At 75.3% G+C, this 18,111-nt stretch carries 17 protein-coding genes; 7 read left to right on the plus strand and 10 right to left on the minus strand.

The annotated features are described in order from the left end of the window. The first annotated feature begins 32 nt into the window (after positions 1-32). On the plus strand, positions 33-482 hold the full coding sequence (locus tag ACIGW2_RS15895) for an Lrp/AsnC family transcriptional regulator (RefSeq protein WP_356074544.1): 450 nt from the start codon (positions 33-35) through the stop codon (positions 480-482). On the opposite strand, the gene ACIGW2_RS15900 is transcribed toward ACIGW2_RS15895, so the two are convergent. Genes ACIGW2_RS15900 through ACIGW2_RS15910 form a run of 3 tightly spaced genes read right to left on the minus strand, consistent with a single transcriptional unit; the run spans position 472 to position 5,441 of the window. Continuing rightward, a complete protein-coding gene (locus ACIGW2_RS15900) occupies positions 472-3,576 on the minus strand; it encodes an AAA family ATPase (RefSeq protein ID WP_399844023.1) in 3,105 nt (1,034 codons plus the stop codon). The genes ACIGW2_RS15895 and ACIGW2_RS15900 overlap by 11 nt on opposite strands. Further along, entirely contained in the window at positions 3,573-4,748 is a 1,176-nt protein-coding gene (locus tag ACIGW2_RS15905; protein WP_399844024.1) for an exonuclease SbcCD subunit D, read from the minus strand. Before ACIGW2_RS15905 ends, ACIGW2_RS15900 begins: the two co-directional genes overlap by 4 nt. Before the next feature lie 54 nt (positions 4,749-4,802). Beyond that, positions 4,803-5,441: a YigZ family protein gene (locus ACIGW2_RS15910; RefSeq protein ID WP_391656361.1), complete on the minus strand. Its 639-nt coding sequence runs from the start codon at positions 5,439-5,441 to the stop codon at positions 4,803-4,805. A gap of 142 nt (positions 5,442-5,583) precedes the next feature. Between ACIGW2_RS15910 and ACIGW2_RS15915 the strand changes: the two genes are divergently transcribed. Beyond that, positions 5,584-5,994 carry a CoA-binding protein gene (locus ACIGW2_RS15915; RefSeq protein WP_391656413.1) on the plus strand — a complete coding sequence of 137 codons (411 nt, stop codon included), beginning with the start codon at positions 5,584-5,586 and terminating at the stop codon, positions 5,992-5,994. 72 nt (positions 5,995-6,066) lie between these two features. Here the strand turns inward: ACIGW2_RS15915 and ACIGW2_RS15920 are convergent, their stop codons facing one another. Then, entirely contained in the window at positions 6,067-6,627 is a 561-nt protein-coding gene (locus ACIGW2_RS15920) for a YbaK/EbsC family protein (RefSeq protein ID WP_391656362.1), read from the minus strand. A 44-nt stretch (positions 6,628-6,671) separates the two neighbouring features. Further along, positions 6,672-7,244, minus strand: a complete 573-nt coding sequence (locus ACIGW2_RS15925; RefSeq protein ID WP_391656363.1) for a helix-turn-helix domain-containing protein — start codon at positions 7,242-7,244, stop codon at positions 6,672-6,674. A 104-nt stretch (positions 7,245-7,348) separates the two neighbouring features. Here ACIGW2_RS15925 and ACIGW2_RS15930 point away from each other — a divergent pair, with 104 nt between their 5' ends. Beyond that, positions 7,349-8,218, plus strand: a complete 870-nt coding sequence (locus tag ACIGW2_RS15930) for an EamA family transporter (protein ID WP_391656414.1) — start codon at positions 7,349-7,351, stop codon at positions 8,216-8,218. A 77-nt stretch (positions 8,219-8,295) separates the two neighbouring features. On the opposite strand, the gene ACIGW2_RS15935 is transcribed toward ACIGW2_RS15930, so the two are convergent. Next, positions 8,296-9,063 carry an acyltransferase gene (locus ACIGW2_RS15935; RefSeq protein WP_399844025.1) on the minus strand — a complete coding sequence of 256 codons (768 nt, stop codon included), beginning with the start codon at positions 9,061-9,063 and terminating at the stop codon, positions 8,296-8,298. A 133-nt stretch (positions 9,064-9,196) separates the two neighbouring features. Between ACIGW2_RS15935 and ACIGW2_RS15940 the strand changes: the two genes are divergently transcribed. Then, positions 9,197-9,760, plus strand: coding sequence for a gamma carbonic anhydrase family protein (locus tag ACIGW2_RS15940; protein WP_361587990.1), 564 nt, complete (start codon positions 9,197-9,199; stop codon positions 9,758-9,760). Here ACIGW2_RS15940 and ACIGW2_RS15945 read toward each other — a convergent pair. Together ACIGW2_RS15945 and ACIGW2_RS15950 are read right to left on the minus strand one after the other, a co-directional pair. After that, positions 9,757-10,434, minus strand: coding sequence for a DedA family protein (locus tag ACIGW2_RS15945; protein WP_399844027.1), 678 nt, complete (start codon positions 10,432-10,434; stop codon positions 9,757-9,759). The genes ACIGW2_RS15940 and ACIGW2_RS15945 overlap by 4 nt on opposite strands. 67 nt (positions 10,435-10,501) lie before the next feature. After that, positions 10,502-13,054 carry a glycoside hydrolase family 3 C-terminal domain-containing protein gene (locus ACIGW2_RS15950; RefSeq protein WP_399844028.1) on the minus strand — a complete coding sequence of 851 codons (2,553 nt, stop codon included), beginning with the start codon at positions 13,052-13,054 and terminating at the stop codon, positions 10,502-10,504. Between the two features lie 355 nt (positions 13,055-13,409). Here ACIGW2_RS15950 and ACIGW2_RS15955 point away from each other — a divergent pair, with 355 nt between their 5' ends. Further along, positions 13,410-14,312, plus strand: a complete 903-nt coding sequence (locus tag ACIGW2_RS15955; RefSeq protein ID WP_391656367.1) for a DUF4232 domain-containing protein — start codon at positions 13,410-13,412, stop codon at positions 14,310-14,312. 33 nt (positions 14,313-14,345) lie between these two features. Here the strand turns inward: ACIGW2_RS15955 and ACIGW2_RS15960 are convergent, their stop codons facing one another. Next, on the minus strand, positions 14,346-14,807 hold the full coding sequence (locus ACIGW2_RS15960; protein ID WP_399844030.1) for a DUF4442 domain-containing protein: 462 nt from the start codon (positions 14,805-14,807) through the stop codon (positions 14,346-14,348). A 94-nt stretch (positions 14,808-14,901) separates the two neighbouring features. Between ACIGW2_RS15960 and ACIGW2_RS15965 the strand changes: the two genes are divergently transcribed. Together ACIGW2_RS15965 and ACIGW2_RS15970 are read left to right on the plus strand one after the other, a co-directional pair. Then, positions 14,902-16,005 carry a hypothetical protein gene (locus ACIGW2_RS15965; RefSeq protein WP_361587999.1) on the plus strand — a complete coding sequence of 368 codons (1,104 nt, stop codon included), beginning with the start codon at positions 14,902-14,904 and terminating at the stop codon, positions 16,003-16,005. After that, positions 16,002-17,300: an MFS transporter gene (locus ACIGW2_RS15970; protein WP_399844032.1), complete on the plus strand. Its 1,299-nt coding sequence runs from the start codon at positions 16,002-16,004 to the stop codon at positions 17,298-17,300. The genes ACIGW2_RS15965 and ACIGW2_RS15970 overlap by 4 nt, the downstream gene beginning before the upstream one ends. Here ACIGW2_RS15970 and ACIGW2_RS15975 read toward each other — a convergent pair. Continuing rightward, positions 17,262-18,107 (minus strand): spermidine synthase, encoded by an 846-nt coding sequence (locus ACIGW2_RS15975; RefSeq protein ID WP_391656370.1) that lies wholly within the window; start codon positions 18,105-18,107, stop codon positions 17,262-17,264. The two genes, ACIGW2_RS15970 and ACIGW2_RS15975, sit on opposite strands and share 39 nt — an antisense overlap. Positions 18,108-18,111 lie beyond the last annotated feature (4 nt).

Genomic DNA, 18,111 nt, shown 5'->3' on the forward strand with positions numbered 1-18,111 from the left:
ACTCCCGGGGGTTTTTCTGCAAGGTCACGCCCATGACCAGCGGATACACCCCGGACGCCACGGACTGGCGGATCCTCGACGCCCTCCAGACCCAGGGCCGGGCCAGCTTCGCCGAACTCGCCCGGGCGGTGTCCATGTCCGCCTCGGCCGTGACCGAACGCGTACGGCGCCTGGAGGAGGCGGGGGTGATCGCCGGCTACACGGCGATCATCGACCAGGAGCGGCTCGGCCTGCCCATCCTCGCCTTCGTCCGGCTGCGCTACCCCAACGGCAACTACAAGCCCTTCCACGATCTGATCGCCGCCACGCCCGAGGTCCTGGAGGCGCACCACGTCACGGGCGACGACTGCTTCGTCCTGAAGGTCGCCGCCCGGTCGATGCGGCACCTGGAGGAGGTCTCCGGGAAGATCGGCGCGCTCGGCTCGGTCACGACGAGCGTCGTCTACTCCTCACCGCTGCCGCGCCGCCCGATCAGCCGCTGAGCGCCTCCCCCAGCGCCTCGCCGCCGGTGCGCAGGCGGACCGCGGAACCGTGCCGGGCCTTCACCACCTCCAGCTGGGCCGGGATGCGGCGGCGCAGGTCGCCGACGTGGCTGACGATGCCGACGCTGCGGTCCCGCTCACGGAGCGAGTCCAGGACGTCGAGCACCTCGTCCAGGGTCTGGTCGTCCAGGCTGCCGAAGCCCTCGTCGATGAAGAGGGTGTCCAGGCGGACCCCGCCGGCCTCGTCGGTGACGACGTCGGCGAGGCCGAGCGCCAGGGCCAGGGAGGCGAAGAAGGTCTCGCCGCCGGAGAGCGTGGCGGTGTCCCGCTCGTTGCCCGTCCAGGCGTCCACCACGTGCAGGCCGAGACCGGACCGCCGGCCGCCGCTGCGGGCGTCGGAGTGCACCAGCGTGTAGCGCCCGGAGGACATCCGCTGCAGCCGGGCCGTGGCGGCGGCCGCGACCTGCTCGAGGCGAGCCGCGAGCACGTACGACTCCAGGCGCATCCTGCGCTCGTTCTCGGCGGAGGTGCCGGCGGTGAGCGCGGCGAGCCGCGCCACCCGCTCGTACTCCTCGCGCAGCGGCCCGAGCCGGCGCACCTCCGCGTCGGCCAGACCGGACAGCCGGTCCAGGGCCTCGCACCGCTCCGTTACGGCGGAGAGCGCGGCGGCGGCCTCGCGCAGCGCGCGCTCGGCGCGGGTGTGCGCGGCGCCGGCCGCCTCCGGGTCGGCGGGCGGCAGCGCGGCGGCGGCCGCGGTGGCCTCCTCGCCCAGCCGGTCGGCGACGACCGCCGCCTCCGACCGCCAGGCGTCGACCCGCTGCTGCAACCCGCGCCGGGCCGGCTCGTCCAGGAGCGCGGCGGCGGCCTCCGCAGGGGTCGCGAAGCCCGCCCGGAAGGCGGCGTCGGCGAGCCGGTCGTCCGCCTCCTTCAGTGCCCGCGCGGCCGTCTCGGCGGTCCGCACCGCCTCGGCGGCCCCGGTGAGCAGCGCGATCCGCCGCTCCAGCAGCGTGGCGTACTCCGCCACACTGCCCGACTCCCCCCGCGAGGCCGCCACTTCGGCCTCCAGCTCCGCCTGCTGCCGCTCCAACGCCTCCCGCCGCGACATCCGCGCGGCCACCCGCCGCTCGGTCTCCCGCTGCGCGGCCACCCGCTCCTCGTACTCCCGCTCGGCCGCCGCCAACGCCTCGCGCGCGGCATGCGTCTGCCCGGCGAGCGCGTGCGCCTCGCCGTGCGCCCGGGCCAACTCGTCGACGAGCCGCGCGAGCTCCTCGACGGCGGGGTCGGGGGGCGTAGCCGCTCCGGCGGCGTCGGCGGCCGGGTCCCCCACCGGGGCCGGCCCGGCGGCGGCCGGGTCGCTCGCGCGGGCCTCCTGGCGGGCCGCCTCCCAGGCCTCCGTGGTCGCGGCGACGCCCGTCTCCGCGGCCGTGCGGGCCTCGTCGGCGCGGGTGTAGGCGGCGTAGGCGGCGTCCTCGGCGGTGCGGTCGACGTGGTCGGCGGTGGTGCGGGCCGGGGCGGGGTGGGTGGCGGAGCCGCAGACCTGGCAGGGGGCGCCGGGGGTGAGGGCGGCGGCGAGTTCGGCGGCGATGCCGCGCAGGCGGCGGGACTTGACGTCGAGCCAGTGTTCGTGGGCCTCGTTGCGCCGCTCGCGGGCGGTGGTGAGGCGCTCGCGGGCGGTGGCGAGGTCGGCGGCGAGGGCGTCGCGGCGGCGGGCGGCGGCGAGGCGGCGGCGGGCCGGTTCGAGGCGGCCGGCGAGCTGTTCGGCGCGGGCGGTGGCCTCCTGGGCCGCCTCGACGTGCCGCCTCAGCTCGGCGCGGCGGGTCTCCCAGCCGGCCAGCCAGGCCGCGGCGTCCTGGAGGAATTCCTCGTCGGCGCGGGCCTCGCGGTCCAGGGCGGCGCGCTCGGCGGCGAGTTCGGCGCCGCGCTGTTCGGCCCGGCGGGCCGCCTCCAGGGCGCCGAGCTCCTCGCGCAGCCGCCGCTCGACGGCGGACAGCTGTTCGGCGCCGGCCTCGGCGTAGTCGGGGTGGAGGACCGCGCGGGCCCGGTCGCGGGCGGCGTCGGCCGCCCGGTGGGCACGCTCGGCGTCCTCGCGCAGGGCGAGCGCGGGGGCAACCCGGTCGGCCTTGAGGGAGCGGTCGAGGGCCTGCTGCCAGCGCTCGCACTCGGGGCGGCGGGCGGCCAGTTCCTCCTGCCGGCGCAGCGCGTCGGCGTGCCGGGCCTGGCGGTCGGCGAGCTCGCGGGCCGCGTCGAGGGCGGCGCGGGCCCGGGCCTGGCGCTCCTCGGCGGCGGCGAGCCGGAGCCGGGCGATGTCGAGGGTCTCGCGGGCCTCGCTGCGGGCGAGCGCGGCGCGGGTCTGGACGGCCTCGGCGAGGCCGGGCTCGCCTGGGCGCTCCTCGACGGGCGCGGCCGCGGGCGATCCGGCGCCGGCGGCCTCGGCCATCCGGTGGGCGAGCGCGAGGAGGCGTTCGTCGCCGGCGGCGACCTCCCGCTCGGCGGCCTTGCGCAGCTCGGCGAGCCGGTCCTCGACGGCGGCGAAGCGCCGGGTGTCGAAGAGCCGGCCGAGGAGCTTGCCGCGGGCCTCGGCGTCGGCGCGCAGGAAGCGCGCGAAGTCGCCCTGGGGCAGCAGCACGACCTGGCAGAACTGGTCGCGGCTCATGCCGAGGAGCTGGGTGATCTCCTCGCCGATCTCCTGGTGGGAGCGGCTGAGCGCGCGCCACTCGCCGCTCCCGGCGTCGTACTCGCGCAGCCGGCTCAGGGCCTTCTCGGTGGTGAAGCCGGTGCCGCGCCGCTTGGGGCGCTGCTGGGCGGGCCGCCGGGTGATCTCCAGGCGCCGCTCGCCCACGGTGAGTTCGAGGGTGACCTCGGTGGGGGTGCCGGCGGCGGCGTGGTCGCTGCGCAGCACGGTGCCGGGGCTCTGGCGGGCGCCGGGGACGGAGCCGTACAGCGCGAAGCAGACGGCGTCGAGGACGGAGGTCTTGCCGGCGCCGGTGGGGCCGTGGAGCAGGAAGAGGCCGGCCGAGGAGAGGCTGTCGAAGTCGATCTCCTGCGGGGTGCCGAAGGGGCCGAAGGCGGTGACGACGAGGCGGTGGAGTCTCACCGGGTCACCTCGCGCTCGTGGCGGGCCGCGTCGACCCGGACGTCGTCGAAGGCGCCGTGCAGCACGTCGCGTTCGGCGCTGTCGGGGCCGGCGCCGCCGCGTACGTGGGCCACGAAGTCCTCGGCGATCTGCTGGTCGCTCCGGTCGCGCAGCCGGCCGGCGTAGGAGAGGGCGGGGTCGTCCTCGCCGCGCTCGGGGTCGAAGACGAGGTGGAGGGTGTGCGGGAAGCGCTCGGCGAGCCGGGCCATCGGTTCGGCGGGCCGCACGGCATCGGTGAGGGTGGCCTCGATCCAGGAGTCCTCGTGGCGGGCGAGGCCGGGGTCGGCGAGGAGGTCGTCGAGCCGGCCGCGGATCCGGGCGAGCGGGCGCGGTACGGGGCAGTCGATCCGCTCGGCCGTGTCGATGGCGCCGTCGGCGCCGAGGTCGATCAGCCACATGGTCTTGCGGTGGTCGGTCTCGGAGAAGGAGTAGGCGAGTGGGGAGCCGGAGTAGCGCACCCGCTCGGTGAGGGTCTGGCTGCCGTGGAGGTGGCCGAGGGCCACGTAGTCGACGCCGTCGAAGACTCCGGCGGGGACGGCGGCGACGCCGCCGACGGTGATGTCGCGCTCGCTGTCGCTGGGCTCGCCGCCGGCGACGAAGGCGTGGGCGAGGACGACGGAGCGGGTGCCGGCGGGGCGGGTGGCGAGGTCGGCGCGGACCCGGTCCATGGCGGCGCCCAGGACCGCCTCGTGGCCGGCCTTGGCGGCGCCGAACTGCTCGCGGACCAGGGCCGGTTCGAGGTAGGGCAGGCCGTAGAGGGCGACGTCGCCGTGGGCGTCGGCGAGCAGCACGGGGGTGCCGACGCCGGCGGGGTCGGTGCGCAGGTGGATGCCGGCGCGCTCGATGAGGCCGGCGCCGACGCCGAGGCGGCGGCCCGAGTCGTGGTTGCCGGAGATCATGACGGTGGGCACGCCGGCGTCGGCGAGCCGGTGCAGGGCGGTGTCGAAGAGCGCGACGGCGGTGAGCGGGGGCACGGCGCGGTCGTAGACGTCGCCGGCGACGAGCACCGCGTCCACCTCGCGCTCGCGCACCGTGGCCACCAGGTGGTCGAGGAACGCGGCCTGGGCGTCGAGCAGGGCGACCCGGTGGAACGAGCGTCCCAGGTGCCAGTCCGACGTGTGCAGAAGCCTCATGATCCCTGAGCGTATCGGTGGGGTGTGACAGCGGTGGCGGGGTTCGGTCCGGCGTCACTCATCGCCGGACGCCTCGCCGTACGCCTCGCCGCCGAGTTCGAAGCCGGCGGTGCCGGCCGTCACGTCGGCGAGCCAGGCCGTGAAACGGGTCACATCGGAGTCGGGCAGCCCGATGCCGATGGTCACGGCGGCTCCGTACCCGACCTCGCGCACCGCGATCCCGGTGGCCCGCAGGTCGTTCTGCAGCTTCCCGGCCCGCTGGTGGTCGACGGTCACGGTGGCGAGCCGGTAGCGGCGCCGGGTGACGGTGCCGAGGGCGTCCAGGGCCTCGCCGACCACTCCCCCGTAGGCGCGGATCAGCCCGCCGGCGCCGAGCTTGACGCCCCCGTAGTAGCGGGTGACGACGGCGGCGACGTACCGCATCTCGCGGCGCAGCAGCATCTGGAGCATGGGCACCCCGGCGGTGCCGCCGGGTTCCCCGTCGTCGGACGCCTTCTGCACGGAGGCGTCGGCGCCGATGACGTACGCGAAGCAGTTGTGCGTGGCGGTGGGGTGCTCGCGCCGGATCCGGGCGACGAACTCCTGGGCCTCGGCCTCGGTGGCGACGGGCGCGAGCGCGCAGATGAAGCGCGATCGGTTGATCTCGGACTCGTGAACGCCCTCGCCGGCGAGCGTGCGGTACTGCTCCTGCATCCCGCCACCCTATGCGCCCGCGCCCGGCTTCCCGGCCACGGCGGATCCGCCGGCCGCCCGGGAATGACCGAGGGTCACGGGGCGTTCACCATCGACGACCGATCGTTTCGCGGAAGGGCAGTGTGTGATGAGCGTCGAGTCCATGACCACCGAGGCGGAGACCGTGCGCCGCATCCTCACCGAGACCGGCGACACCTGGGCGGTGGTGGGGCTGTCCAACAACCGGATGCGGGCGGCGTACGGGGTGGCCGAGGTGCTGCAGCGGTTCGGGAAGCGGATCGTGCCGGTGCATCCGAAGGCGGAGACGGTGCACGGGGAGCAGGGGTACGCGTCGCTGGCGGAGATTCCGTTCCCGGTGGACGTGGTCGACGTGTTCGTGAACAGCGAGCTGGCCGGTGCGGTCGCGGACCAGGCGGTGGAGATCGGGGCCAAGGCCGTGTGGTTCCAGCTCGACGTGATCGACGAGGCGGCGTACGAGCGGACCCGGGCGGCCGGGCTCGACATGGTGATGCACCGCTGTCCGGCGATCGAGATTCCGAAGCTCGGGCGCTGATCCGGGGCGTGCGGCGGCTCCGGGGCGTGCGGGTTCGCCTCGGGGCCGCCGACCGCGATCGGGCGGCCGGGGTCAGCCCTCGGTGCCGAGGCCTTCCAGGACGACGGCGCCGGGGAGGTCGGCGAAGGCCTTGCCGGGGACGATGAGCTTGCCGCGGCGGCGGCCGCTGCCGATCAGCACCCACGGGGTGTCGACCACGGTGGCGTCGACCAGGACCGGCCAAGCGGCCGGGAGGCCGATGGGGGTGATGCCGCCGTATTCCATGCCGGTGTCGCCGGTGGCGGTCTCCATGGGCGCGAAGCGCACCTTGCGGGAGCCGAGTTCCTTGCGGACCACGCCGTTGACGTCGATGCGGGTGGCGGAGCGGACCACGCAGGCGGCCAGGGTGGTGGTCTCGCCCCGCTTGCCCGCGACGATCACGCAGTTCGCGGACTCGTCCAGGAGGCGCCGGCCGTAGTGCTCGACGAAGACGGACGTGTCCGCCACGTCCGGGTCCGTGTCCACGTACAGCAGCTGGTCGGCCGGCACGGCGCCGGACCAGGTGCGGACCGCCGCGGCGACGGGGGCGGTCAGCAGGTCGAGGCAGTCGGGGGCGGGGCGGACGTCGTCGAAGTCACCGATCGGAGCGCGCATGCCCGGCACCGTAACAAGTGCGGGCCGGGAAGCGGCCGTTCGTCTCAGCGTACGGGCGGGATCGAGACGGCCATGGTCATCTCGACGGTCTCGGTGCCCTCGTTGCGGTAGGCGTGCGGCACGTTGCTCTCGAAGACGGCGGAGGTGCCGGCCGGGAGGAGGTGGTCGGCGCCGTCCACTTCGAGGGTGAGGGTGCCGGCGGTGACGTGCAGGAGCTCGGTGGTGCCGTCGGGGTGCGGGTCGGAGGCGCTGCCGTCCCCGGGCATGAGGGTCCAGTGCCACAGCTCCAGCGGGCCGCGGGCCTCGGTGCCGGCCAGCAGGGTGGTGTGGCTGCCGGTGGAGGTGGACCACATGCGGACGGCCTGCTCCGGGGGCACGAGCCGGACGTGCGGGCCCTGTTCGTAGTCGAGCAGGGTGGTGATCGAGACGCCGAGGGCGTCGGCGAGCTTGACCGTGGTGCCGACGCTGGGGTTGGTGCGGGCCTGCTCGATCTGGATGATCATGCCGCGGCTGACTCCGGCCCGGGCGGCGAGCGCGTCCAGGGTGAAGCCGCGCTCGTTGCGCCAGCGCCTCAGGTTGCGGGCGAGCGACTGGGTGAGCTGGTCGAGGTCCGACACGTACCGTCCAATATCCTGGATGACAGAGTTCAGCAGACTGCACTACGGTGTGGTGCACTCCCTTGTTCACCGCACTGTACTGCGAGGCACCACCGATGACCGCACTGACGGCGCTGCTCGCCCTGGGCACCAGCCTGCTCTGGGGGCTCGCCGACTTCGGCGGCGGTCTGCTGACCCGCCGCTTCCCCGCCCTTACCGTGGTCGTGGTCTCGCAGACGGTCGCCGTCCTCGTCCTCGGCACCGTGGTGCTCTCCACCGGCGCCTTCGACGAGGCCGGTCCCCGGCTCTGGTACGCGGTCGCGGCCGGCGTCGTCGGCCCGGTCGCGATGCTCGCCTTCTACCGCGCGCTCGCCCTCGGCCCGATGGGCGTGGTCTCCCCGCTCGGCTCGCTCGGCGTGGTGGTCCCGGTCGGCGTGGGCCTGCTGCTCGGCGACCGGCCCGGACCGCTCCAGTTCGCGGGCATCGCCGTCGCGGTCCTCGGCGTGGTCCTGGCCGGCGGCCCCGAACTGCGCGGCGCTCCCGTGCAGCGGCAGGCGGTGCTGCTCACCCTGGTCGCCGCCTTCGGCTTCGGCGCCGTGATGGCCCTGATCTCCGAGGCGTCGACCACCGTGACCGGGCTCTTCCTCGCGCTGTTCGTCCAGCGCGTCACCAATGTCGCGGTCGGCGGGGCGGCCCTGTGGGTCTCCGTACGGCGCGGCGGCCGGGCCCTGCCCGAGGACGGCGGCGGCCTGCGGGCGATCGCCGCCTCGCTGCCCGCGCTCGCCTTCGTCGGCCTCGCGGACGTCGCCGCCAACGGCACCTACGCGCTGGCCGCGCAGCGCGGCCCGGTCACCGTCGCCGCGGTCCTCGCCTCGCTCTACCCGGTCGTGACGGCCCTCGCCGCGCGGGGAGTCCTCAAGGAGCGGCTGCGCGCGGTCCAGGCGGCCGGCGCGGGACTGGCCCTGGTCGGCACGGTGCTGCTCGCCACCGGATGAGGGACCCTTCATGACCGGCCGCCGGACCCCTCGCCGTCCGCTGAGGCCGGAGCCCCGCCCCCACCGCGACGCGCCCCTCAGCGCTCCAGGTTCGCCAGCCCCTCCAACTGTTCCGCGTCGAGTCGCGCCAGCGCGGCCATCTGCTCGGACGTGATGCCGTCCGGGAGCGGCCGGGGCGCCGGGGTGCGCAGCGGGGGCTGCCAGCCGCGCTCGGGGTCGTAGGAGCGGACCACCTTCGCCGGGGCACCGGCCACCACCGCGTGGTCGGGCACCTCCCCTCGGACCACGGCGCCGGCGGCGACCACGACGTTCCGGCCGAGGCGGGCGCCCGGCAGTATCACCGCGCCGGTGCCGAGCCAGCAGCCCGGTCCGATGCGCACCGGCTCCGAGCGCGGCCACTGGCGGCCGATCGGCACGTCGGGGTCGTCGTAACTGTGGTTGGTCGAGGTGATGTAGACGTACGGCCCGCAGTAGGTGTCGGAGCCGATGCTGATCGGCGCGTCCGCGATGACGTGGCTGCCCCGGCCGAGGACGACGCCGTCGCCGAGGGTCAGCACGGTCTCGGTGCCGAGGTCGAGGTCCGGCAGCATGCCGGCGGTCAGCGTGACCTGTTCGGCGATGATGCAGCAGGCGCCGATCTCGATCCACTGCTCGCCGAAGACGGTGCCCTGCGGGAACGCGAGCCGGGTGCCCTCGCCGAGGGCGCGGAAGCGCAGCCGTCCCGGGTGCTCGGCGGTCACCGCCCCGGCCTGCTGGATCCGACGCCAGCCGCCCTGGAGGGCGCGGGCGACGACACGGCGCCGCCAGGCGGTCAGGGAAGAGAACGTGTTTCGGTTCCGGGGCACCCGGACACCGTAGTCGGCGGTGTCGTCGCTGATCAGTGCGGTGCGCTGTGATGTCCGTCATGGGCCCGGACTACGCTGCGCGGGAAGGCGCGACGGACGACCGACGAACGACGAACGAAGCAGGAGCGAGACGATGGCAGAGGTGACGGACGTGTCCGGGGCGTTGATCAGGGGCGTGGGCGGCAAGGAGCCGGTGGTCGACCCGACGGCGTTCACGGCGCCGACCTCGGTGGTGCTCGGCGAGGTCACGCTGGGGCCGCGCGCCAGCGTCTGGTACCACGCGGTGCTGCGGGCGGACTGCGGCCCGATCGAGGTCGGGGAGGACGCGAACGTGCAGGACAACTGCACGGTGCACGTGGACCCGGGCTTCCCGGTGCGGATCGGGGCGCGGGTGACGATCGGTCACAACGCGACCGTGCACGGCTGCACCATCGAGGACGACGTCCTGGTCGGCATGGGCGCCACGGTCCTCAACGGGGCCCGGATCGGCGCCGGTTCGCTGGTCGCCGCGCAGGCGCTGGTGCCGCAGGGCATGGAGGTGCCGCCGGGTTCGCTGGTCGCGGGCGTGCCCGCGAAGGTGCGGCGGCCCCTGACCGAGGAGGAGCAGGCGGGCATCCGGCTGAACGCGGAGATGTACCTGCACCTGGCCAAGGGCCACGCCGAGGCGTTCGGCGAGGAGCCGTCCGGCTCCGCCTAGTCGGCGACGGCGGGCGCCGGCCGGTCGCCCGCCCCCGACCGGTCCGCCTCCGCGGGGGCGGTCCGGCCGGCGGCTGCCTTCTTGGCGCGGTTCTTCAGGATCAGCAGGGTAACCAGGCCGAAGAGGACGGCGATCACCAGGCCGAGCCAGGAGAAGCGCTTGAGCCAGGCCTCGGCGACGATGCCCACGGTGTAGATGACGGCCGTGGTGCCGCCGGCCCACAGGATGCCGCCGAAGACGTTGGCGACGAGGAACTTCCAGTACGGCATGCGCAGGACGCCGGCGAGCGGGCCGGCGAAGATGCGCAGCAGGGCGACGAAGCGCCCGAAGAAGACCGCCCACATGCCCCACTTCTCGAAGGAGCGCTCGGCGAGCCCGATGTTGGCCTCGCTGAAGTGCTTGGGGAACTTCTTCCCGAGCTTCGCGAGCAGCGGCCGGCCGCCCTTGCGGCCGATGGCGTAGCCGATGGAGTCGCCGACGATCGCGCCGACGCTGGCGCAGGTGCCGAGGACGTACGGGTTGATGTCGCCGTGCTGCGAGGCGAGCAGCGCGGAGCTCACGAGGACGATCTCGCCGGGCAGCGGGATGCCCAGGCTCTCCAAGCCGATCACCACCCCGACCAGTGCGTAGACGGCGACCGCGGGGATCGTCTCCAGCCATTCCTGGACGTGCACGCGGGTTCCTCTCCGGTGGGGTGGCGGTGGGGTCTGGGCAGCCTACCGCGCCGGCGGTGAGCGCCGGCTAAGGGCGAACGACGGCCCGGGTACGGAGGGGGAGGTTCCGGGAGGAGCGGCCGACGTGGATCTCGCGGCGGCCGGTGCCGAGGACCCAGGCGTGCCGGGCGCTGTCCCAGGAGGAGAGGGTGCGGGCGCCGACGGTGACGGTGATCCGGCGGTGGGCGCCGGCGGCGAGGGTGAGCCGCCGGTAGCCGGCGAGGATCCGGCGGGGCTGGTCGATCCCGAGGGCGGTGAGGTCGGGCGAGGGGCCGGCGTAGACCTGGGCGACGTCGGTCCCCGTGCGGGTGCCGGTGTTGAGGACGCTGAAGGTCACGTGGAGGAGCCCCCCGGCGGCCGGGACGACGCGCAGCGCCTCGTACCGGAAGGTGGTGTACGACAGGCCGTGGCCGAACGGGAAGAGCGGGGTGACGTCCTCCGCGTCGTACCAGCGGTGGCCGACGTGGACGCCCTCGCCGTACTCCTCGATCCCGTCCTGACCGGGGTAGCGGCGCGGGTCGCCGGCGGTGGGGTGGGCGTCCTCGGTGCGCGGGAAGGTCTGGGTGAGCCGCCCGCCGGGGTCGGCGTCGCCGAACAGCACGGCGGCGGTGGCCGGGCCGCCCTCCTGGCCGGGGTAGTACATCTGCAGCACGGCGCCGGTGCGCTCCAGCCAGGGCATGGTGACGGCGGACGAGGTGTTGAGGACCACGGTGGTACGGGGGTTGGCGGCGGTCACGGCCTCGATGAGGGCCTCCTGGCCGCCGGGCAGCGCGAGCGTGGTGCGGTCGCGGCCCTCGGTGGCGTCCTCGTAGGCGAAGAGGACCACGCTCTCTGCGGCCCGGGCCGCTGCGACGGCGGCGGCCCGGTCGGCGCTCCGGGTGGCGGTGTTGGCGGCCCGCAGCCGGAAGCGCTGCCCGCCGGTGCCGCCGTGGGCGGTGACGGCGAGGCGGTGGGCGCCGGCGGCGAGGCGGAGGTCGGCGCGGCGCAGGTGTCGTCCGTCGGGGGCGCGGCCGCCGAGCCCGCCGGCGAACTCGGTGGCACCGGGAACGACGGGGAAGAGGTCGGTGCCGTCGAGGGTGACGGTGGGGCGCCGGCCGGTGTAGTGGACGAAGAGGCTCCAGTCGTCGTCGGCCGCGGTGGTGAAGGCGGCCTCGTGGCGCCAGGTCTCGCCGGCGGCCACGGCGACCTCGTCGAGGGAGCGGGCGGGTTCGAGGGTCGCGCCGGTGGCGGGCAGCGGCTTGCCGTGGATGTCCTCGCCGAGCGCGTACGTCACCGTGGCGTCGGCACCGGCGCGGGCCCGCAGGGCGTCGAGCGGGCTGACGGCGGCGTCGGACACGACGTGGGCGCTGCCGCCGCCGCTGGCGAAGGGCACGGAGCCGGTGGGGCCGATCACGGCGATCGAGCGGGCGGCCGGGCCGGCGAGCGGCAGGGTGCGGTGCGCGTTGCGCAGCAGGGTGGCGCCGGCGACGGCGACCTCGCGCGCGAGCCGCGCGCCGGCGGCCGCGTCGCGCGCGGGCCGGGCGGTGGGCGCGTCGAGGTGCCCAAAGCGCTCCCGTACGGTCAGGACGCGGCGGACCGCGGTGTCGACGGCGGCCTCGTCGATCCGGCCGTCGCGCACGGCGGCGCGCAGGGCGGCGCCGAAGTGGGGGCCGCGGGGCATCTCCATGTCGCAGCCGGCGGTGAGCGCGGGCACGGTGGAGTGGACGGCGCCCCAGTCGCTCATGACCCAGCCGTCGAATCCCCACCGGTCGCGCAGGACGTCGGTCAGCAGGTCCCGGCTCTCGGTGGAGTGCACGCCGTCGACCTTGTTGTACGCGGCCATGACGGAGCCCACGCCGGCGGCCACGGCGGCCTCGAATCCGCGCAGTTCGGTCTCGTGCCGGGTCTGTTCGTCGGCCCGGACGTCGACGGAGAGGCGGTCGCGTTCCTGGTTGTTGAGCGCGAGGTGCTTGACGGTGGCGATGAGCCCTTCCGCCTGGATGCCGCGGATCTCCTCGGCGACGAGGTCGGCGGAGAGCAGCGGGTCCTCGGAGAAGGTCTCGAAGTTGCGGCCTGCGTACGGGGTGCGGATGAGGTTCACCATGGGCGAGAGCAGCACGTCCTGGCCGAGGGCGCGGCCCTCGTGGCCGATGACCCGGCCGTAGGCGCGGGCGAGTGCGGGGTCGAAGGCGGCGGCGAGCATCACGGGCGCGGGCAGCGCGGTGGCGGTCCTGGGGAGCCGGACGCCGGCGGGGCCGTCGGCGAGCCGCAGCGGCGGGATGCCGAGCCGGGGCACGCCGGGGACGTAGCCGGCCTGGCCGAGCCGTTCGGGGTCGGCGGTGCCGTGCAGCAGGGCGGTCTTCTCGTCGAGCGTGAGCTGCGCGAGGAGTTCCTCGACCCGGGCCGGGCCGGGGCCGGTGGGTCCTCCGGCCGGGCGCCGGGACGCGGCTCGCGCGGAAGCGGGGCGACCGGGCGGGGCGAGGGTGAGGGCGGTCGCGCCCGCGAGCGCGAGGAGCAGTCCGCGCCGGGTGGGCCGGTGCGGCGGAGCGGGAGTGGCGGGGGTGTCCGGCCGGTCCGGGGTGGGGGCCTGGGCAGGGGGCACGGCGCGCTCCTTAGGTGACGTACCGGGACGAATCCGGTGATCATGCTCTGGTCGCACTATGCGTGACGGTCCATCGGATTCCGCGCCGACGTGCCGACGGGCCCATGCGCCGACGAGGCCCAGGGGCCGCCACGCCGCCACGGCCCGACGAGCCGGCGGGCCACGCGCCGGCCGGCCCACGCATCCACCCACCAACGCACCGACGCACCCACCCATCGCCCGCCCACGCATCCACGCACGGACCGACCCATCGGGGCCGCCCCGGTCCTCCCCCGTGGTCCCTTGTGACACCCCTGTGACCGGAACTGTGGCTTCCCTCACGGGCCCCCCGCCTCCCCCCTGCTGGGATGGCCGGATGACGAAGCGCACCACTGTCCTGCCGGTCCTCGCCGCGGCCGCCCTCCTGCTCACCGCCTGCGGGACCCGGCCCGCCTCCCTCGGGGAGGTCGAGACCGGCGGGCGGGCGCCGGGGGCGCCGTCGGCGCGACCCGTGGCCGACCCCGGCAAGGACGGGGCGCGGATCACCTCGGTGACCCTCGCCGGTGCTTCGGCCTCGGAGATCTCCGCCGCGTACGAGGTCACCAACGCGGGCACCGAGACCCTGACCTACACGCTGGTCGTCACCTTCACGGACGCGGCGGGCGGGGCGATGTCGAACCGGACGGTGACCGTCCGGGACGTGGGCCCGGGCCGGACGGTGCGGGGCACGGTGGGGCCCGGGGAACTCCCGCCGGGCACGCCGCGGGTGACGGGGGCGAAGGTCTTCGGGGTGACCAAGGTGCCGGCGGCCGAGGCGCCTTCGGAGGACGGCGCCTGTCCCGCGTCCGGGGTGCGGATCCACGCGGACCGGGGGGACGCGGCCATGGGGCTGCGCGTGGTGGGGCTGCACCTGGAGAACTGCGGCACGCGGGAGTACGTGGTGGAGGGCTATCCGCTCCTGGAGCTGCTGGACGCGGACCGCAAGCGGGTCACGGGCGTCACGGTGCTGCGGGGCAGCGGGGCGATCAGCACCGGCGCGGGGGCCGACGCGCCGCCGCGGCGGGTCGTGCTGCGGCCCGCCGAGGCGGCGATCGCGAGCCTGGTGTGGCGCAACACGACGGAAGGCGGCACGCCGTTGACGGTGCCGTACGTACGGGTCCGCGCGAAGGCGGGCGCCGATCCGGTGATCGTGACCCCGGGGCTCGACCTGGGCACGACGGCCCGGCTCGGGGTCAGGCCGTGGGCGAAGCAGGAGCGGTCGGCCGGGTCCGCGGGGTGACGTCCCCCGACGCGGGCGGGGGACGCCGTGGGGTCACTTGCCCTGGCCGTTGGGGCGCAGCGTCCAGGTCACGGTCATCTCGCCCGTGACGGCGCCGTCCTCGCGGGTGATCGCGATGTGCACCGGGAACTCGGGGCGGGTGCCCGCGTCGAGGTCGGCGACGACCTCGGCGGCCGGGCGGCCCAGGGTCGCGGTGGCGGTGACGACGCCCATGGCGAGCTTCTTGTAGGCGATGTCGGCGTTCACGGCGAGCGGGACGGCGCGGCCCAGCTGGTCGCCGAAGGCGGCGAGCACGATGGCGCCGCTGGCGGACTCGGCGAGGGTGAACATGGCGCCGGCGTGCGGGCCGCCGACGTGGTTGTGGTAGGCGGGCTGGTCCGGCAGGCGCACGACGGCACGCTCGGCGGTGGTCTCCAGGAACTCCAGGTTGAGGGTCCGGGCCATGGGCACGGTGGCGGCGAGCATCTCGCCGACGGTCATCTGGTCTGCGCTCATGGGCCGTGATGTTACCCACCAGTAGCAGTCTTCGCCATCCCCGCACGGGGGCGGCCGTAGCCCCGCTCCCCCGACCCCTCTATCGTTACGGCCCATGTGGCCAGGACAGCAGCCGCCCGGGGGCGAGCAGAACCCGCAGGACCAGAGTCAGAACCCGTACGCGCAGCCGGGACAGCAGCCGGGCGCGCAGCCCGGGCAGCAGCCCGGCTACGGGCAGCCCAATCCGTACCAGCAGCCGACCGTGCCGCAGCCGGCCTACGGACAGCAGCCCAACCCGTACGCCCAGCCCGGGCAGCAGCCCGGCTACGCGCAGCCGAACCCGTACCAGCAGCCGACCGTGGCGCAGTACGCGATGCCCGGCCCGGCGCAGCCCGGCGGGGGTGACGACAAGAAGAAGACGACGGTCGTGGCGATCGTCGCCGCCCTCGCGGTCCTCGCGGCCGCCGGCGTGACCGCCTTCCTGGTCCTCGGCAAGGACGAGGACAAGAACGACCAGGCGCAGGACCCGAAGCCCACGCAGTCGGCGACGGGCACGCCGAGCGGCTCCGCCTCGGCGCCGCCGCTGGAGAACCCGCGCAACGGCGCCGACCACCAGCCGACGATCCCCGGCTGGAAGGTCGTCTACAACCCGAAGTACGGCACGCTCTTCGACGTCCCGCCGGAGTGGGAGCTGTCCAAGCCGGGCATGGTCACCTACTTCGAGGACGAGAAGAAGGGCGACGGCTCCCCCGTCGTCACCATGTCGGCGCCCGCGCACCTGAAGAGCAACTGGTGCGCGTACGACACCGACAAGAACGGCACCGAGGAGACCTGGGGCCTGAGCACCGCCGGCACCAAGGGCGGCCAGGGCGCCAAGGACACCGCCGAGGCGGCCTACAACGAGGCCGGCAACTGGGTGTGGGCGGGCTACGCGCAGCACATGCCCAAGGGCACCATCAAGATCACCAAGGCGGTGCCGTTCACCACCGCGTCCGGCCTCCAGGGCAGCATGGCGACCGCCGTGGCGCCCAACATCAAGAAGCGCAACAAGTGCGAGTCGGACGGCAAGTCCGTCGCCTTCTCCTTCAAGAACGCGAAGGGCGACTTCTCCTCCTTCGTGCTCTACGCCGCCAAGGGCGTCAAGGAGGAGCTGTCGGACGACACCATCAAGAAGATCGTCTCCACCGTCCGGCTGGCCCCCGAGTCCCCGCAGTCGTGAACCGGGCTCGCAGACCCGAGTGGGCGGGCCGGAACTACCTGCTGCTGACCGCCGCCGCGATCGTCACCAACCTGGGCACCCACGGTGCCCTGATCGCGGCGGCGTTCGCCGTCATCCAGTCCGGCGGCGACGGCGGCGACGTGGGCCTGGTCGCGATGGCCCGCACCCTCCCGCTGGTGCTGTTCCTGCTCGTCGGCGGCGCGGTCGCCGACCGGGTGCCCCGGCACCGGGTGATGGTGGCCGCGAACGCCCTCAACTGCGCCTCGCAGGCCGTCTTCGCGGTCCTCGTGCTCACCGGCGAGGCCCGGCTGTGGCACATGATGCTGCTGACCGCGCTGTGCGGCACCGGGCAGGCCTTCTTCAACCCGGCCGCCGAGGCCATGCTGATGTCCAGCGTGGACGGCGAGCAGGCCGGGCGCGCGTTCGCCCTCTTCCGGATGGCGATGAACGGCGCGGGCATCGGCGGCGCCGCGCTCGGCGGCGCGATGATCGCCGCCCTCGGGCCGGGGTGGGTGCTGGCCGTCGACGCGGCCGCCTTCGCCCTCGCGGGCGCGCTGCGCGCCTTCCTCGACGTGCGGCACATCCCCGAGCGGACGCCGGGCGGCGGGCTGCTCGCCGATCTGCGGGAGGGCTGGACGGAGTTCGCCGGACGGCCCTGGCTGTGGTCGATCGTGGCCCAGTTCTCCATCGTGGTGGCCCTGGTCGGCGCGGCCGAGTCGGTGTACGGGCCGCTGGTCGCCCGGGACTCGCTGGGCGGCGCCCGGCCCTGGGGCCTGGCGCTGGCCGCGTTCGGCCTCGGCACGCTGGCCGGGGCGCTGCTGATGGCCCGCTGGAAGCCGCGCCGGATGCTGCTCGTCGGCACCCTGTGCGTCTTCCCCATCGCGCTGCCCTCGGCGGCGCTCGCGGTGCCGCTGGACTTCTTCGGTCTCGCCGCGGCGATGTTCGTCAGCGGGGTCGCGATCGAGGTGTTCGGCGTGTCCTGGATGACGGCGCTGCACCAGGAGATCCCGGAGGAGAAGCTGTCGCGGGTCTCGGCCTACGACTGGTTCGGCTCCACGGCGATGCTGCCGCTCTCCACGGCCCTGGCCGGACCGGTCGAGAGCCTGGTCGGCCGCAGCGCCGCGCTGTGGGGCTCGGCGGCGCTGATCGTGCTGGTCACGGGCCTGGTGCTGCTCGTGCCCGAGGTGCGGAACCTGACCCGCCGTACGAAGCCGGTGACGGGCGGCCCCGCGGCCGTCCCCGCCCCCGGCGCGGCCTCAGCCGATGCCGAAGGCCCCGTCCGGGGGCACGGGTGACGGCACGGCGTCCGCGTCGTGCACCGGCGCCGCGCCGCTGACGAAGCGCACCACGGCCGCCCCCGACTCCACCCGCGCCGGGAACGGGTCGGCGGCGGTACGGCGGGCCAGGCCCGCGAGGTCCGGCTCGCGGTCGGAGGCCAGCAGCACGGCGTTGCCGAAGCGCCGCCCGCGCAGCACGGCCGGTTCGGCGACGAGGGCCAGCTCGGGGAACACGGCGGCGAAGGTGGCGAGCTGGCCGCGCAGGAAGCCGAAGGGCGCGCCGTCGGCCAGGTTCGCCGCGTAGATCCCGCCGGGGCGCAGGACCCGGCGCGCCTCCCGGGCGTACTCGACGGAGGTGAGGTGCGCGGGCACCCGGGAGCCGCCGAAGACGTCGGCGATCAGCACGTCCGCGGAGTCCGCCGGCTCTTCGGCCAGCCAGGCCCGGGCGTCCGCGCCGTGCACGGCGATGCCGGAGTCCGGCGGCAGCGGCAGGTGTTCGGCGACCAGGTCGAGCAGTCCCCGGTCGGCCTCGGCGACCCGCTGCCGGGAGCCGGGCCGGGTGGCCGCCACGTAGCGCGGCAGGGTCAGCGCCCCGCCGCCCAGGTGCACCACGTCGAGCGGGGCGCCCTCCTCGGCGGCCAGGTCCAGGACGTGGGCGATCCGCCGGGCGTACTCGAACTCCAGGTGGTCCGGGTCGTCGAGGTCGACGTACGACTGGGGCGCGCCGTCGACGGTCAGCAGCCAGCCGTGCTCGGTGTCCACGTCGGGCATGAGGCGGGCGGTGCCGCCGTCGACCTCGCGGAGGACGGGAATCTGGTCGTTCACCCGC

The sequence above is a fragment of the Streptomyces sp. NPDC053541 genome (genome assembly GCF_044544705.1).
Taxonomy (GTDB): Bacteria; Actinomycetota; Actinomycetes; order Streptomycetales; family Streptomycetaceae; genus Streptomyces.

What these genes read in the sequence shown, in the direction of transcription:
- ACIGW2_RS15915 (WP_391656413.1), top strand. Translation starts at nt 5,584, where the DNA reads ATGACCACCGAGGCGGAGACCGTGCGCCGCATCCTCACCGAGACCGGC.
- ACIGW2_RS15965 (WP_361587999.1), top strand. Translation starts at nt 14,902, where the DNA reads ATGTGGCCAGGACAGCAGCCGCCCGGGGGCGAGCAGAACCCGCAGGAC.
- ACIGW2_RS15955 (WP_391656367.1), top strand. Translation starts at nt 13,410, where the DNA reads ATGACGAAGCGCACCACTGTCCTGCCGGTCCTCGCCGCGGCCGCCCTC.
- ACIGW2_RS15910 (WP_391656361.1), bottom strand. Translation starts at nt 5,441, where the DNA reads ATGCAGGAGCAGTACCGCACGCTCGCCGGCGAGGGCGTTCACGAGTCC.
- ACIGW2_RS15905 (WP_399844024.1), bottom strand. Translation starts at nt 4,748, where the DNA reads ATGAGGCTTCTGCACACGTCGGACTGGCACCTGGGACGCTCGTTCCAC.
- ACIGW2_RS15960 (WP_399844030.1), bottom strand. Translation starts at nt 14,807, where the DNA reads ATGAGCGCAGACCAGATGACCGTCGGCGAGATGCTCGCCGCCACCGTG.
- ACIGW2_RS15895 (WP_356074544.1), top strand. Translation starts at nt 33, where the DNA reads ATGACCAGCGGATACACCCCGGACGCCACGGACTGGCGGATCCTCGAC.
- ACIGW2_RS15920 (WP_391656362.1), bottom strand. Translation starts at nt 6,627, where the DNA reads ATGCGCGCTCCGATCGGTGACTTCGACGACGTCCGCCCCGCCCCCGAC.
- ACIGW2_RS15940 (WP_361587990.1), top strand. Translation starts at nt 9,197, where the DNA reads ATGGCAGAGGTGACGGACGTGTCCGGGGCGTTGATCAGGGGCGTGGGC.